This window comes from Micromonospora nigra (assembly GCF_900091585.1).
GTDB lineage: Bacteria > Actinomycetota > Actinomycetes > Mycobacteriales > Micromonosporaceae > Micromonospora > Micromonospora nigra.
The window spans coordinates 5,042,316-5,057,019 of the sequence record NZ_FMHT01000003.1 but is presented as its reverse complement, the minus strand read 5'-3'; the positions used below and the strand labels follow the sequence as shown (position 1 = coordinate 5,057,019).

Here is a 14,704-nt window from a genome sequence, read left to right as displayed (position 1 = left end):
GCGTCCGATGGTGTCCGGGCACAGCGGAGGGTCGTCCGTCAGACCAGGCCCGCGTCCCGCAGCAACCGCCAAAGTCCTGCCCCGTCCGGGGCGGACAGCCACTTCTGCCCCACCGGCCCCTCGCGGTTGTCGTGCGGCAGCAGGCTGCCCGCGAGAACCGCCTGAGCAGGCGAGAGTCTGCGGATCGCGACCGCGGCCACGTTGTCCGGGTGGTCGGCGACGAACTCGCGGTAGATCTCCGGGTCGTGCTGCCCGTCGTCGCCGACCAGCAGCCACTTGACCTCCGGGAACTCCTTCGCCAGCCGGGCCAGGGTGGCACGCTTGTGTTCCCGCCCGCTGCGGAACCAGCGGTCCTGGGTGGGACCCCAGTCGGTCAGCAGCAGCGGCCCGGCCGGGTAGAGGTGCCGGGACAGGAACCGGGTCAGGGTGGGTGCGACGTTCCACGCGCCGGTGGAGAGGTAGAACACGGGCGCGCCGGGATGCGCGGTGACCAGCCGCTCGTACAGCACGGCCATGCCGGGGACGGCGGCGCGGGCGTGCTCGTCGAGCACGAAGGTGTTCCACGCGGCGAGCAGCGGCCGGGGCAGCGCGGTGACCATCACGGTGTCGTCGATGTCGGACAGGACGCCGAACCGGACGTTCGGGTCGAGGATGCGCACCGGGGCCTCGACGGGTTCGGCGTCGGGCACACTGATCCGCACCGAACCCCAGCCGGGCGGCAGGTGTGCCTCCACGACGGTGTCCACGAATCCGCTGCGGTCGGCCCGCGCCTCGCACCGTACGCCACCCGTCTCGATGGTGACGGTGGCGTGCTTGGCGGGCAGGGTGGTGAAGCTGCGCCAGCCGCGTACCTTCTCCAGCCGGCCCTTCTGGCGGGTGTCCGGCCGCCCCAGCAGCACCCGGCACATCACCCGCACCCAGCCCGGGGCGCCGTAGCCGGTGTAGGCGATCACGTTCATCCGCCAGCCGGTGCGCCGCAGCCGACGCTCCACCAACTGGTGGACCGCGTCCTCGATCCGTGCGGCCCGGTGCAGGGTGGGTACGGCCAGCTGGCCTGCGGGAGTGGGTGGCACGCTGCAACCCTGCCACAGGTCGGCGACCTCGGCCACGCGAGCCGGACGCCCGACCGGCCCCCAGCCCACCGGCCGACCGGTCCGGCTGTGCCGATCGGCCCCGGCCGTCTGTCGGGGCGTGCGAGACTGCGGGCGGGACGACGACGGGGGCGATGGTCGTGCCGCAACCAGGTACGCCGCGACCAGCGCGGCGACGAGGACTCCGGCGTCCACGGCTCGACCGGCCGGCGCTGGTGGCGCTGGTCGTCGGCGTGCTCGGGGTCGGCTACCGGCTGGTGCTGACGTGGTACACGGTGCCGGCCTCGAACAGCGACGAGGCCACCTTCGGGCTGGCCGCGCTGCACATCGCGCAGGGTCGGGAGCTACCCGTCTTCCTCTACGGGCAGCGGTACATGGGGACGCTGGAGTCTTACCTCGCCGCCCCCCTGCTGGCGGTCACCGGGCCGAGTTGGCCGGTGCTGCGGCTGCCGCTGCTGGCGTTGTACGCCGTCTTCCTCTGGCTGATGTACCGGCTGACCCGGCGGATCTGCTCGCCGTGGTTCGCCGTACTGGTCGTCGGCCTGCTGGCGCTGGGTTCGGAACGGGTGGTCCGCGACCAGGTGATGGCGGTCGGGGGCCGGCCGGAGGTCAAGGTCGCGGTGCCGTTGATGCTGCTGGTGGTGGTGGGGTTGGCCCGCGGCACGATCGCTCGCCGGTGGCTCGCGGTGGGGCTGTTCGGGCTGCTCGCCGGCCTGGCCCTGTGGTCGGACTGGCTGATCGTGCCTTATCTGGCGACGGCCGGGGTGGCGCTGCTGTGGGCGGTGCGGCGGGAACTGCTGGGCTGGGCGGGTGCGCTGCTGGTGGCCGGGTTCGCCGTGGGGGTCGCCCCGATGGTGCGGGACAACCTGGTGGCCCCGCCCGGGCAGGACTCGTGGTCGGTGCTGCGGCAGATCAGCACGACGGACGGGCCGGTGCCGTCGTGGTCGCGCCGGCTCGACGGCAGCCTGCTGGAGGGGGTCCCCCTGGCCACCGGGCTGTGCCCGGCCGACGGCTGCTCCGGGTGGCAACGGTGGTTCGGCCTGGCGTACCCGCTGCTGCTGCTGGCCGCCGCCGTGGTCGCCGTGGTCGCCTACCGGCAGTCCGCCGGCCGGGGTGGGCGGGTCGGGCCGGTCGTGCACCTCGCGCTGGTCGCGGGGGCGGCGTTGACTCTGCTGTCGTACGCGCGCAGCCCACTCGCCGCCACCGATCCGCTGGGCAACGCGCGGTACCTGTCGGTGCTGAGCCTGTCCCTGCCGGCGGTGCTGTGGCCGCTCTGGTCGGCGGCGGTCGCCGGCCGGCGGCGCACCACCGGGGCGGTGCGCCGGGTGACCGGCGGGCTGGCCGGGGCGGCCCTGACGGCGCTGGCCGCGACGGCGCTGGCCGCGACGGTGGCGTTCGCCACCGGCGGATACGTGCCGGGGCGGGTGGAGGAACGCGACGCCCGCCGGTTGGCCGCCGCGCTGCGGGACGCCGGACTGCACGAGGTGTACGGCGAGTACTGGACGTGCAACCGGCTGGTGTTCAACACCGCCGAGGAGGTGGTGTGCGGGGTGCTCGCCGACGACCTGTCCCCCGGCCGCAACCGCATCCCGGCGTACTGGTGGCGGCTGGCCCGCGCCGAGCGACCGGGGTACGTCCTGGTGGCTGACGACCCCGCCGAGCGCCGGCTGCGCGACCTGCTCGGCGCGGAGGCCGACGCGGCGCTGCGCGCCGAGATCGGCGGGTATCGCGTGTACCACCCGGCGGTGCCGCCCCGGCCGTGGCGGTAGGGCCGGGTCGTACGCTGGCCGGATCCGACGCGCGGGCGTCGGTGAGGTCGAGGAGTCACCACATGCTCATCCTGTTGCCGCCCTCGGAGGGCAAGGCCGACGCCGGTGCCGGCCGGCGGCTCGACCTGTCCCGGCTCAGCCTGCCCGAGCTGACCGCCGCCCGCGAGGAGATCCTGGCGGCGCTGGTCACGCTGAGCGGCGACGAGGAGGCGGCCCTGGCCGCGTTGGGGCTGGGCGCCGGTCAGCGCGGCGAGCTGCGGCGCAACGTCCGGCTGCGGGAGGCGGCGTGCGCTCCGGCCGGGCGGATCTACACGGGGGTGCTGTACGCGGCGCTGGATCTGGCGTCCCTGCCCCCGGCCGCCCAGCGGGCCGCCGGACGGCAGGTGCTGGTCGCCTCGGGGCTGTGGGGGGCGGTGCGGCTGACCGACCGGATCCCGCCGTACCGCTGCCCGATCGGGGCGCGGCTGCCCGGTGTGGGGGCGCTGTCGACGTGGTGGCGTCGGGCGTTGCCGGCGGCGATGGCCGGGGCGGCCGGCGACGGGCCGGTGCTGGATCTGCGCTCCGGGGCGTACGCGGCGACGTGGACCCCCCGGGATGTGGCGGCGGCCCGGACGGTGACCGTGCGGGTGCTGCACGAACGGGACGTCGACGGGGTGCCGGTGCGGTCGGTGGTCAGCCACTTCAACAAGGCGACCAAGGGCCGGCTGGTGCGCGACCTGCTGCTCTCCGGTGCCCGGCCGCGCACCGCCGACGCGTTGGTGCAGGCGCTGCGCGACCTGAAGTACCCGGTGCTGGAGCAGCCCGCGCCAGCCGGTCGGCCACGCCAGGTCGACGTGGTGGTCACCGAGCTGTAGGACAGTCGCAAGATTTCCTCAAGGTCGGGCCGGATCGGTTTCGCGGCGGGGCGCAGGGGGTCACCGTAGGGGCACCCGACGCCGCAAGGAGCGCTGAGTTGGTTGCCGAACCGATCATGCTCGACCGGCCCCGCCTGCCGTCGACCCCGCCGCCGCTGGACTGGCTGACCCTCGGCGACGCCTTCGAGGCCGCCTGCCTGCTGCGCTGCATGCCGCCACCGGCGGGCACCGGAACCCGGCAGGCCACGCCGCCACGCCGGTCCGCCGCCGTGGAGTTCAACCGGGAGGACGCGGCGCAGCGCATGCGTCAACTCCTGGCCCGCCTCGACGTGCCCGTGGTGCACGAACGGGCCGTCGGCGGGCTGCGCCGCCGTTACGAGCTGCACCGGCTGCACGTGCCCGGCGAGCACCGGCCCGCGTACGCCTCGATCGTCGAGGCCGGCTGGCGGCAGGGCCGGCGCGAGCTGCTCGGCGGGCCGGTGCCGGGGGCCTCGGCGGCCCGCCGGTTGTGGCGTACCCGACTGGCAGCCGCGGCCTGGCGGGCCGCCCTGCTCGCCGGGGGACGGCACGTGCGCCGGCACATCCTCGGGGTGCGGCTGACCGACCGTGAGCTGGCCGCGGTGCTGGTGCGCGGCGCGGCGCTGCTGGACGTTCCGGCGCTGCTGCGGCCGGGCACCGGGTGTTTCCTGGTCAGCGTGCCCAACGGGCCGGAGCGGGACCGCATCCTCCAGCACGCGGCGCTCGCCCCCGCCACGGACCGGGACGCAGCCGCCAGCTGATCCGGTCGTCAGGGCCGCGCTCGCGCGGCGGTCCCGCACGGTCGGCACCGCCGGTGCCCCACACCGACCGCCCGGGGGTTGCGGTCGACCGCCCCGGACGCGCAGAGTGCAGGCCGTGATCCGCACCAGGTCCGCCGCAACACGCCGGTGGCAGCACACCGTGGCGGCGCTGCTGGCCGTCCTGGTGGCCGCCGCGCCCACCCTCGTGGGCTGCCGCGAGTCGCCGGGCGAGCCGGTGCGCATCCGGATCGCCACGGGCAGCCCGACGGCGGTCTACCACGCCATCGGGCAGTCGCTGGCCGGCATCCTCAACCGGGAACTGCCGGGCGTGCGGGCCGAGGTGGTGGTCACCGCCGCCTCCGCCGAGAACGTCCGGCTGGTCGGCGCCGGCCAGGCCGAACTGGGCTTCACCCAGGCCGACGTGCTGGCGGCCGACCCGGGTCCGGACCCGCCGGTGGTGGCGGTGGCCCGGGTGTACGACGACCTGCTGCACCTGGTCACCAGGGCCGACGCCCCGGTGCGGTCGCTGACGGACCTGCCCGGCCGGCGGGTGTCGGTGGGCGCTCCGGGCTCGGGCACGGAGATCACGGTGAACCGGCTGCTGGCCGCCGCCGGGCTCGACCGGGTGCGCCGGGACCGGCTCGGGCTGGACGACTCGGTCGTCGCGCTGCGCGAAGGGCGGATCGACGCGTTCTTCTTCTCCGGCGGCCTGCCGGTGTCCGCGGTCGCGGAACTCGCCCGGGTCACCCCGATCCGGATCGTGGATCTGGGCGAGTGGACCGAACCGCTGCGCCGGGGCAACCCCGAGGTGTACGTCTCGCGGGACGTGCCCCGTTCGGTGTACGGCGTCGAGCCGGTCACCACCGTGGCGAACCCGAACTACCTGGTGGTGCGCGCCAACCTGCCGGAGTCGCTGATCCGCGAGGTGACCCGGCTGCTGATGGAGCGCCGGGCGGAGCTGTCGGCCGCGCACCCCGCCGCCGGCCGGATCAGTGCCCGCGCGGCCATCGTCACCACCCCGCTGCCGCTGCACCCGGGGGCCGCCGACTGGTATCGGGCCAGCAAACCCTGACGGTCAGGTCCGGCCACCGTCGGGGGCCGGGAACCACAGGGTGGCGACCAACCCGCGCGGGGTGTTCGGGCGCATCGTCAGTCGGCCCCCACTGGCGTCGACCAGCACGGCGGTGATGGTCAGGCCCAACCCGGCCCCGTCGACGTTCTGCACCTCCGGGGCGCGCCAGAACCGTTCGGTGGCCTGCCCCAACTGGTCCGGCGTCATGCCCGGCCCGGTGTCGCTCACCTCCAGCACCGTCCCGTCGTCGACGACACCGACGGTCACCGTCACCGCCCCACCGGCCCCGCTGAACTTCACCGCGTTGTCGATCAGGGCGTCGAGGGCCTGGTCGACGGCGGTCGGCACCGTCCGGGCGTACACGGGCCCGTCGCGGGCCGCCAGGCGCAGGATGACCGCACGGTGACGGGCCAGGGGTTCCCATGCGGCGACCCGGGACGCGGCGGCGGCCACCACGTCCACCACGACCAGTTCGTTGTCCCGCCGCTCGGCGCGGGCCAGGGTGAGCAGCGCGTCGAGCACCTGCGCCAACCGGTCGGTCTCCTCCAGCGCGAGTCGGTGCTCGGCGCGGCCGTCGAGGTCGGTCAGGCTCGGGCCGAGTTCCTCCACCCGCAGGCGCAGCGCGGTCAGCGGGTTGCGTAGCTGGTGGCTGGCGTGCGCCACGAAGGCGCGCTGCCGCTCCACGAGGTCGGAGACCACGTCGGCCATGTGGTTGAAGCTGGCCGCGAGGCGGCGCAGCTCGGGTGGGCCGAGGCTGTGCTGCACCCGGGCTCCCCGGTCGCCCTCGGCGATGTCGTGGGTGACCGAGTCCAGCTCGGTGACCGGACGCAGCACCCAACCGGCCAGCCCGAACGCGGTGAGCACGCAGGCCAGGACGGCGAGCAGGCCCAGCGCGGCCAGCAGCAGCCACCAGGTGGTGACGGTGCGCCGCACGTCCCCGGACGGGGTGGCGGTGACCACCGCGCCGAGCACCTCGCCGCCGTCGTTGATGGGTACGGCCACCACGATCGGTGCGTCCACCCAGGGCCACACCGAGGCCGGACCGCTGGACTGCTGACCGGCCAGCGCCGTGTCCAGGGCGGCGTCGGTCCCGGAGCCGGGACGCCAGCCCGCGGACGCCACCACGGTACGCCGGTCGCGGTCGATGACGGCCGCGCTGATGCCGTACAGCGCGTCGTAGCTGCTCAGCTCCCCGTCGAGGGGGCCGGGGGTGCCGCCGCGCAGGGCGGGTCCGGCCAGCGACGCGAAGCGGGTGGCGTCGGCCAGCCGGTCGGCGCGAACCCGGTCGGTCTCCCGGGTGGCGAGGGTCGCCGCCAGCGGAGTCTCCAACGCCACCAGGACCAGCACCATCAGCAGCAGGTAACTGATCACCAGGCGTCGTCGCACCCCGGCCCCCTCATTCGGTGCGCAGCCGGTAGCCGACCCCGCGCACGGTCTCCACCAGCCGGGGGTCGCCGAGTTTGCCGCGCAGCGAGCCGATGTGCACGTCCACGGTGTGCCGCTCGTGCTGGACTGTGCCCCAGGCGTCCAGCAGGATCCGGTCGCGGGAGACGACACCGCCGGGCTGGCGGGCCAGCGACAGCAGGATGTCGAACTCCTTGCGGGTCAGCGAGACCTCGTCATCGCCCACGGTGACGGTGCGGGCGGTCACGTCGATGCGGACCGGCCCGGCCACGACCAGGTCCTGCCGGGGCATGGTGTACGCCGCGCGGCGCAGCACCGCCTCGATCCGGGCCTGGAGTTCCGCCATGGAAAACGGCTTCACGACGTAGTCGTCCGCGCCCTCCCGCAGACCCTTGACCCGGTCGCGTTCCTCGCCCCGGGCGGTGACCGCGATGATGCCGAGCTGCGGGTCGCGTCGACGCAGTTCACGACACAGCTCGGTGCCGTCGCCGTCGGGCAGGGTCAGGTCGAGCAGCACCAGGTCACAGGGGGCCGCGGCCAGCGCTGCGGCCCGCGTGCCGGCGTGCTCGACCTGGTAGCCCCGCCGGGTCAGCGCGGACGACAGTGCGGCGGCCACCCGACGGTCGTCCTCGACCAGCAGGATGCGCACCCTGGGCCTCCCGTCCGTCGCCTGCGTTGCCCCCGAATGGTGGCAGAAGAGCCGGCCGGGCGGGAGCGCGGGTGGCCGCAGCAGCCGGAGACCTCCGCGGCGGTGGCATCGCGGCGGCCGTCGCCGAACCCCCCGCAACGCCGGGTCGTCGCGGTTGGCGGGCACACAGGTCGGCCTTCTCCGCCGGAGTGTCCGGGGCTGCCGCCCACCTCCGCGCTCACGGGGTGCAGGCCCTGCCGACCTGCATCGTTCGCGCTGGCCGGGCAGCGAGCGTCAGCGACCGCAGAGGCGGCTGATCTCCTCCTGGAAGCGGTCCATCGGGTTGGCCTCGGCGGGGCCGAGGAGGTAGGTCTTCAGCTCCCGGCGGGCCTCGGTCAAGGGGTCGTTTCCGGCCCGGGTCACCGCGACGATCTTCTCCAGTTCACCGCAGTCGGCGGTCAGCAGGTACGCGGCGCGGGAGGTGGGGAAGTCGCGGCGGAACTCGTCCTCCGGCATGCCGCTCGGGTTCGCCACCACGTACGGGCGCTGGCTCTGCACGAAGTCGGACACCACGCTGGACACGTCGCTCACCAGCAGGTCGGTCTGGTTGAAGCAGTCGAACAACGCCGGGGTGCGGCCGGTGACCACCCGGTGGCGTGGGCCGGCCAGGTCGCGGGCGTCGGTGTCGCCGCCGGCCGCGCGGATCAGTTCGACGATCCTGTCGTGGACGGACTTGGCCTGCTTGGACCGGGATCCGGTCAGCGGGTGGGGCTTGTATACCAGCCGGACGGCGGGGCGGATGGCCAGCAGACCCGACACGATCTTCACACCCATCAGCATCAGCGAGGTGTGGTACGGGTCGTCCTCCAGCCAGCCCTCCCAGGTGGGCGCGTAGAGGACGGTGAACGGCCGGTCGGCCTGGGCTGCCTCCGAGCCGAAGGTGTGCACCCCGGCGAGTTGCGGCCGGCCGATCTCGACGATGTCGGCGTCGAGCACGCCGACACCCGCACGGGCGTAGCGCTCCCGGCCGGCGAGTCCGGCGACCCAGACCTCGTCGTACACCTTGCTGTAGGGGTTGACGCTGGCCGCCTTGTCGCTGTCGCCGTGCCCGACGAAGACGTGCTTCATGCCCGGCTCGCGGAGCATGTGGATGTTCGCGCCGACGTTCGCGGCGTACAGGGCGGTCCGGATGCTGCTCTTGTCGAGGTTCATGAAGTCCGGGCCGGCCGGCACGCAGATCACCGGTAGCCGGGTGTCGGCCAGTTCCTGCAGCGAGTCCTTGCTGCGCAGCAGCACCACCGCCCGCTGGCCCAGCGCCTCGATGGGGGCGAGCCACATGTTGGCCTGGTAGATGTCCTTGGCGGACGCGGCGAAGTAGAGCGCCACCTCGGGACGGTAGTCGTTCAACCAGCGCTGAACCGCCGGCAGTTGCGGGCCCTGGCCGGTGCCGCGCCCCCGCAGCCAGGTCAGGGCGATGACTCCGCCGACCACCGCCGCCACCGCGACGGCGATCCCCCCGGCGAACAGCACCGGCGTGACGTCGTCGCCCAGCACGGCGATCACCGCTCCGGCGACCAGCACCACGTTGACCAGCGGCAGCCGGTCACCGGCCAGTTCGTTCGCCCAGCCGGGCGGGGTGGGCGCGGACCGCAGCCGGCCGAGGTCGATGTTGCGCACCAGCGCCGAGGTGGGGTTGCGCCGCTCGATCATCTTGGCGAACGCGCCGGAGAACACGGCGACCACCCAGACCGCGGCCGGCAGGAGGAGCAGCAGGCTCAGCTGCGAGCCGGTGAGCGGCACCTCGGCGACCACCAGCAGGACGGCGGCGAGGTCGCGGGTGAGCTGCCGGTACCCCAGGTTGAGGCCGACCTTGTGGAGCAGGACCGCTGTGGCCGGCGACCAGCGTTCCAGGGCGAACTCCCCGACCACGGCCGCCAACCCGGCGACGGCGAACAACCCGACCCAGCCGAGGGCTCCCGCGGCGAGCATGACCAGGTAGGACAGCACCAGCAGGGCACCGCGCGGGGCGACACCGATGCGTCCAGTCAACGAGGCGAACAACGAAGTACGTCTCCCTATGAGATCGATCAGGGGGATCTCCGCGGTGTCAGGCCGTCCGCGCGTGTCTGCGACCTTAACGCGAGGGGTCGCCCGAACGGTGCTCGGGTGTCGAGCATCCTCACAGCCAGAGCGCACCCGGCACGGAGCCTGGTGCGCCTGGCCCGTCAGCCGCGTCGGAAGCAGACCATCGCGCCCGGTCGCCCCCGCTCGGCGAACTGGGTGAAGCCGAGCTCCGGCACCAGTTCACGGGCGTACCGGTTGCCCCGGTAGACGCAGATGGTGCCCACCTCCAGGCGGTCGAGAGCCGCCGCCACGTCGCTGCGGTGGGAGATGTCCTCCACCCGGCCGTCGGCGAACGCGGCGAGCAGCAGACGGTCCTTGGCGAACTGGGACTCCAGGTCGTATTCCACCAGGTAGAAGTCCCGGGGCAGCACCACCCGGACCTCACTGGTCACCATCAGTGAAGCCCGCATGATGGTGGAGGGGGCCAGCAACAACCCGTCGGGGCGGTCCTGGCGCTTGATCCAGAAGGCGATCGCCTGGCGCTGTTGCGGCATCTTCCATACCGGCCGGTCGTACACCTCGACGTAGCTGCGGGGCGACCACATCGGGGTGGCCCACACCGCGAAGACGGCCACCGCCGCCGCCGCGACGAGCCCACCGGTCGCGGCGCGCAGAGTCCGGGACCGGACGGGTAGCTCGACGGTGCAGAGCAGGCCGATCAGTGTCGGCAGGGCGAGCAGCCACGGCACCCGCCAGAGCACGACGGAGATCCCGCTGAGCGCGCTGATCAGTTCCAGCACCCCCGGTACGAGCAGCACGCTGAGTGCCAGAGTGCCACCGGCCGCGAGCAGTGCCGGGGTGCCGCGACGGGCCAGCAGTGGCCCACACCACAGGGCCAGCCCGCTGACGACACCCACGATTCCGATCTCCAGGGTGCGGCGGTAGGTGTACTCGGCGTCGTAGAACGCGGCGTCCGCGCCAGCGGCGGTGCCGCCGCCGAGGATCACCTGGGTCAGCACCACCGAGCCGACCGGGTACGCCAGGGCGACGACCCCGGCTGTCAGCGCCGCCTTCCAGTGGCCGACCGTCAGCATGGCGAACGCCGCCGCACCCACGAGCATCGGCAGGATGATCGCCGCGGTGGTGGTGAGCCCGATCGCGGTGATCGAGAGTGCCCCGATCAGCGCCAGGTCGGTCCGGCGCCGCCCGTCGAACCAGCGGGTGAGGTACAGCCACATCAGTGGGATGACCGCCGAGACGAACATGCCCTTGCCCTCGTGCAGTCGGGGCAGGTGAAAGGTGCCGAGGGCGGCGTCGGCACCAGCCACCAGGTAGAGGTAGGCGACGGCAAGGCTGAAGGCGAGCAGTGGCCGGCGCGGGGCCCAGCGGTGGGTCAGCCGCCACAACGCCAGCACGGCGAGCGCCGCCATCACCGGCAGCATCAGGAAGAACAGCGCCGTACCCGCGTGGACTCCGAGGAATCGGGCCAGCGCCCCGGCGAAGACCTCGATGGAGGCGGTCGGCGGCAGCGAGGCCATCCCGGGTAGGACGTTCTCACTGAAGAGGAAGTCGTTACGGGGAACGATGTCACGCTCGGCCACCCACACCGACTTGCCGACGTAGTACACGTCGTCGGGGGTGTTGCGCGCCAGGAAGAGGGAGGAGAGCGCGACCAGACCCGAGACGACCAGTGCGTAAGCCGACTGGGCGGCGGTGGGGCCACGGTCGGGGCTGACTGGCGTACCGGCGGTCCAGGCCCGTCGGGTCAGCAGCATGACCCCCACCCCCGCCACGGCTCCCGCGACTGCCGGGATCCACCAGGACATGCCCTCCCCCGCCGGGGTGTTGGCGAGCCCGGCGGTGACGGCGGCGACGGTCGCCGCGGCGAGCACGACGGCGAGCCACCGACGTGGGTGACCCGGCGTCCTCCGCTCCGCGCCGGCCGCGACGGCACCCGCGTCGTCGCCCGCGCCACCGATGACGCCGGTCGCCGCGCGGCTGTTTCGGACGACCCGGACAACCGCGACGCCGGCCAGGGCGACTCCGACCACCAGCCAGATCAGGAAGGTCACCGACGGAGCCAGGTGCAGGGGCAGCGCGACGTGGTAGAGCACCGTCCAGAGCGCGAAGGCCAGCACCGCGCTGTCGGTCAGGACGGCGGGCGTCGCCGCGAGGGCGGCGGCCAGCCGACTCGTCCGGCCTGGCGTCGGTCGCAGCCCGGAGTCACGGGTCGGGGGAGCAACGGCGACGTGGTCCACAGTCGGCAACGGATCATCCTTGTCGTCGTACGGTCACGGTGGGGCTGGCGGGTCTGCGGGCGCGGCGTACCGCATTGTCCGGTCGGTGCCCGCACCGAGGTTAGCGGCAGCACCCGGGGGTCGGACGTCGCGCGGCAGGTCAGCCGGTGGACGGGACCTCGCGGGGGCGGGGCAGCGGCTTCGGGGTGGTCGCACCCAGGCCGGCCGCGACCGCCTCGACGAGGGCGTCGAGGTAGCTGTCGGTGAGCGGGCTGCGGGCGATGGCCAGGCGCCAGTAGAGGGGCCCCACGATGAGGTCGACCGCCGTCTCCGGGTCGGTGTCGGCGGGCAGTTCGCCGCGCTGCACGGCCCGGCTGACCAGGCGCCCGCCGACCTCCTGCTGGCGGGCGCGCAGCACCCGCTGGAGGGTCTCGTCGATGGTGGGGTTGCGGGCGGCCTCGGCGAGCAGGTCGGGGATGATCTGCGAGGCCAGCGGGTGGCGCAGGGCGTGGGCCACCCCCTGGAACAGCAGCGTGAGGTCGCCGCGCAGGGTGCCGGTGTCCAGTACGGGCAGCTTGCCGCCGGCCGCCGCGGACACGATCTCCAGGACCAGGTCGAGCTTCGAGTTCCACCGGCGGTAGATGGCGGTCTTGCCGACCCCGGCCCGGCGGGCCACCGCCTCGATCGAGAGCCGGCCGTAGCCGACGGCGGCGAGTTCCTGCATGAGGGCGCGGCGGATCGCGGTGGTGATCTCTCCCCGGAGCACCGCCGCCCCGGCGGGTGCCCGTTTCCCGGTCGTCACCTGGGGCTCTTCTCGACAGTCACGGGCACCAGGGTAGCGCAACGACGATACGGTTGCGTCCCGACGTATTTCCGACTACTGTCCACCCAGCGATGCGGCGGCGCTCCACGCCCCGGCCCACGCTAGATTGCATCGTCGCGACACAATCCGTCGGCACGAAAGATCGGAGCGCCCATCCCCATGGCCAACACCGCGCTGGCCGACCCCGACTCCGGCCTGTCCCAGGCCCAGCTGGCCGCCCGGCACGGGCTGCGCGTGGCCGGCGAGCGGCCCTCGCTGGCCGGGTACAGCCAGGCGCTGTGGCGCTACCGGCACTTCGTCGCCGCGTACGCCAAGGCCAAGCTGGCGGCCTCGTTCAGCAACGCCCGGCTGGGCCAGCTCTGGCAGGTGCTGACCCCGCTGACCAACGCGGCGGTCTACTACCTGATCTTCGGCATCGTGCTCGAACAGAGCCGGGGGGTGCCGAACTTCATCGCCTACCTCACCACCGGCCTGTTCATCTTCAACTTCACCCAGACCACGGTGCAGAACGGCACCCAGGCGATCAGCGGCAACCTCGGCCTGATCCGGGCGCTGCACTTCCCCCGGGCCTGCCTGCCGCTGGCCATCACCGTCACCCAGTTCCAGCAGTTGCTCGGCTCGATGGTGGTGCTGATCGCCATCGTGCTGTTCACCGGGGAACCGATCACGTTCATGTGGCTGCTGCTGGTGCCGGCGGTGCTGCTCCAGACGGTGTTCAACGCGGGGTTGACCATGGTCGTCGCCCGGCTGGGCGCGAGGGCCACCGACCTCAAACAGGTCATGCCCTTCGTGCTGCGCGCCTGGATGTACGGGTCGGGCGTGCTCTACAGCGTCACGCTGTTCTCGGAGAACCTGCCGGCGTGGGCGGCCCGGGTGGTCGAGTTCAACCCCATGCTGGTCTACATCGAGATGGCCCGGATGGCGCTGCTGGAGGAGGCTCCGGTGCTGAACTCGTCTGTGACCCAGCTGTGGCTGGTCGGCGCGGGCTGGGCGGTCCTGGCGGGTCTCGGTGGCTACCTCTACTTCTGGCGCGGCGAACAGGAGTACGGCCGTGGTTGAGTACTACGCGACACAGCCCCACCCGACCCAGCCTCCCGCACCGGACGCGGCGCGGCACGACTCGAACGCCAACGACGTGACGGTCACCCTGCCGCGGATCCAGGAGCGCGTTCCGACGGTGGTGGTGGACGACGCGCACGTGGTCTACCGGATCCACAAGGGCGCCGGCGGCGGCGGTGGACCGGTGGCGGCGGTCAAGCGGATGGTCACCCGCACCGAGGCGCCGAACGTGCGTCAGGTGCACGCGGTCCGGGGGGTGAGTTTCACCGCGTACCGGGGTGAGGCGATCGGACTGATCGGCACCAACGGCTCCGGCAAGTCGACCCTGCTGCGGGCGATCGCCGGTCTGCTCCCCGTCGAGCGCGGCGCCGTCTACACCCAGGGGCAGCCCTCTCTGCTGGGGGTGAACGCGGCGCTGCTCAACGACCTGCCCGGCGAGCGCAACGTGGTGCTGGGCTGCCTGGCCATGGGCATGCCCCCGGCCGAGGTGCAGCGCAAGCTTCCGGAGATCATCGAGTTCTCCGGGATCAACCAGCGCGGCGACTTCGCCTCGCTGCCGATGCGGACGTACTCCTCCGGCATGTCGGCCCGGCTGCGCTTCTCGATCGCGGCGGCGAAGCAACACGACGTGCTGCTGATCGACGAGGCCCTGGCCACCGGCGACAAGGCGTTCCGCAAGCGCAGCGAGCGGCGGGTCCGGGAGCTGCGGGAGAGCGCCGGCACGGTGTTCCTGGTCAGTCACCAGCTCTCCTCCGTCCGGGACACCTGTGAACGGACGATCTGGCTGGAATCGGGCCTCATCCAGATGGACGGCCCCACCGACGAGGTGCTGCGCGCCTACGAGGCGTTCACCAACGCCAAGTAGCCGCCCGGCGGGGTGCGAGCCACGCCGTGACGACCGCGTCGTCCCGTTGGGGCGGCGCG

12 protein-coding genes are annotated in these 14,704 nt (G+C 73.4%); 6 read left to right on the top strand and 6 right to left on the bottom strand.

Annotated features, from left to right (window positions below):
* Positions 1-38: 38 nt before the first annotated feature.
* Positions 39-1,073: an App1 family protein phosphatidate phosphatase gene (locus GA0070616_RS22175; protein ID WP_091091385.1), complete on the bottom strand. Its 1,035-nt coding sequence runs from the start codon at positions 1,071-1,073 to the stop codon at positions 39-41.
* Positions 1,074-1,225: 152 nt separating this feature from the next.
* On the opposite strand from GA0070616_RS22175, the gene GA0070616_RS22170 reads away from it, so the two are divergent.
* The 4 genes from GA0070616_RS22170 (at position 1,226) to GA0070616_RS22155 (ending at position 5,565) form a co-directional block, all read left to right on the top strand.
* Positions 1,226-2,860, top strand: coding sequence for a hypothetical protein (locus GA0070616_RS22170; RefSeq protein WP_091086572.1), 1,635 nt, complete (start codon positions 1,226-1,228; stop codon positions 2,858-2,860).
* Positions 2,861-2,922: 62 nt separating this feature from the next.
* Positions 2,923-3,714 carry a peroxide stress protein YaaA gene (gene yaaA, locus GA0070616_RS22165; protein WP_091086570.1) on the top strand — a complete coding sequence of 264 codons (792 nt, stop codon included), beginning with the start codon at positions 2,923-2,925 and terminating at the stop codon, positions 3,712-3,714.
* A gap of 116 nt (positions 3,715-3,830) precedes the next feature.
* A complete protein-coding gene (locus GA0070616_RS22160; protein ID WP_091091381.1) occupies positions 3,831-4,493 on the top strand; it encodes a hypothetical protein in 663 nt (220 codons plus the stop codon).
* A 106-nt stretch (positions 4,494-4,599) separates the two neighbouring features.
* A complete protein-coding gene (locus tag GA0070616_RS22155; RefSeq protein WP_091086567.1) occupies positions 4,600-5,565 on the top strand; it encodes a TAXI family TRAP transporter solute-binding subunit in 966 nt (321 codons plus the stop codon).
* A 3-nt stretch (positions 5,566-5,568) separates the two neighbouring features.
* Here the strand turns inward: GA0070616_RS22155 and GA0070616_RS22150 are convergent, their stop codons facing one another.
* The 5 genes from GA0070616_RS22150 to GA0070616_RS22130 all read right to left on the bottom strand — a co-directional run bounded on the left by GA0070616_RS22150 (position 5,569) and on the right by GA0070616_RS22130 (position 12,664).
* A complete protein-coding gene (locus GA0070616_RS22150) occupies positions 5,569-6,951 on the bottom strand; it encodes a sensor histidine kinase (RefSeq protein ID WP_091086563.1) in 1,383 nt (460 codons plus the stop codon).
* Between the two features lie 10 nt (positions 6,952-6,961).
* Positions 6,962-7,618 (bottom strand): response regulator transcription factor, encoded by a 657-nt coding sequence (locus GA0070616_RS22145; protein WP_091086560.1) that lies wholly within the window; start codon positions 7,616-7,618, stop codon positions 6,962-6,964.
* Positions 7,619-7,891: 273 nt separating this feature from the next.
* Positions 7,892-9,658, bottom strand: a complete 1,767-nt coding sequence (locus tag GA0070616_RS22140; RefSeq protein WP_091086556.1) for a CDP-glycerol glycerophosphotransferase family protein — start codon at positions 9,656-9,658, stop codon at positions 7,892-7,894.
* 164 nt (positions 9,659-9,822) lie between these two features.
* Positions 9,823-11,919 carry a DUF6077 domain-containing protein gene (locus GA0070616_RS22135; RefSeq protein WP_091086552.1) on the bottom strand — a complete coding sequence of 699 codons (2,097 nt, stop codon included), beginning with the start codon at positions 11,917-11,919 and terminating at the stop codon, positions 9,823-9,825.
* A gap of 139 nt (positions 11,920-12,058) precedes the next feature.
* Positions 12,059-12,664 (bottom strand): TetR/AcrR family transcriptional regulator, encoded by a 606-nt coding sequence (locus GA0070616_RS22130; protein ID WP_091091377.1) that lies wholly within the window; start codon positions 12,662-12,664, stop codon positions 12,059-12,061.
* Positions 12,665-12,880: 216 nt separating this feature from the next.
* Between GA0070616_RS22130 and GA0070616_RS22125 the strand changes: the two genes are divergently transcribed.
* Both GA0070616_RS22125 and GA0070616_RS22120 read left to right on the top strand, forming a co-directional pair.
* A complete protein-coding gene (locus GA0070616_RS22125) occupies positions 12,881-13,780 on the top strand; it encodes an ABC transporter permease (protein WP_091086549.1) in 900 nt (299 codons plus the stop codon).
* 76 nt (positions 13,781-13,856) lie between these two features.
* On the top strand, positions 13,857-14,645 hold the full coding sequence (locus GA0070616_RS22120; RefSeq protein WP_091091373.1) for an ABC transporter ATP-binding protein: 789 nt from the start codon (positions 13,857-13,859) through the stop codon (positions 14,643-14,645).
* Positions 14,646-14,704: the final 59 nt, after the last annotated feature.

What these genes read in the sequence shown, in the direction of transcription:
- GA0070616_RS22170 (WP_091086572.1), top strand. Translation starts at nt 1,226, where the DNA reads ATGGTCGTGCCGCAACCAGGTACGCCGCGACCAGCGCGGCGACGAGGA.
- GA0070616_RS22125 (WP_091086549.1), top strand. Translation starts at nt 12,881, where the DNA reads ATGGCCAACACCGCGCTGGCCGACCCCGACTCCGGCCTGTCCCAGGCC.
- GA0070616_RS22160 (WP_091091381.1), top strand. Translation starts at nt 3,831, where the DNA reads ATGCTCGACCGGCCCCGCCTGCCGTCGACCCCGCCGCCGCTGGACTGG.
- yaaA (WP_091086570.1), top strand. Translation starts at nt 2,923, where the DNA reads ATGCTCATCCTGTTGCCGCCCTCGGAGGGCAAGGCCGACGCCGGTGCC.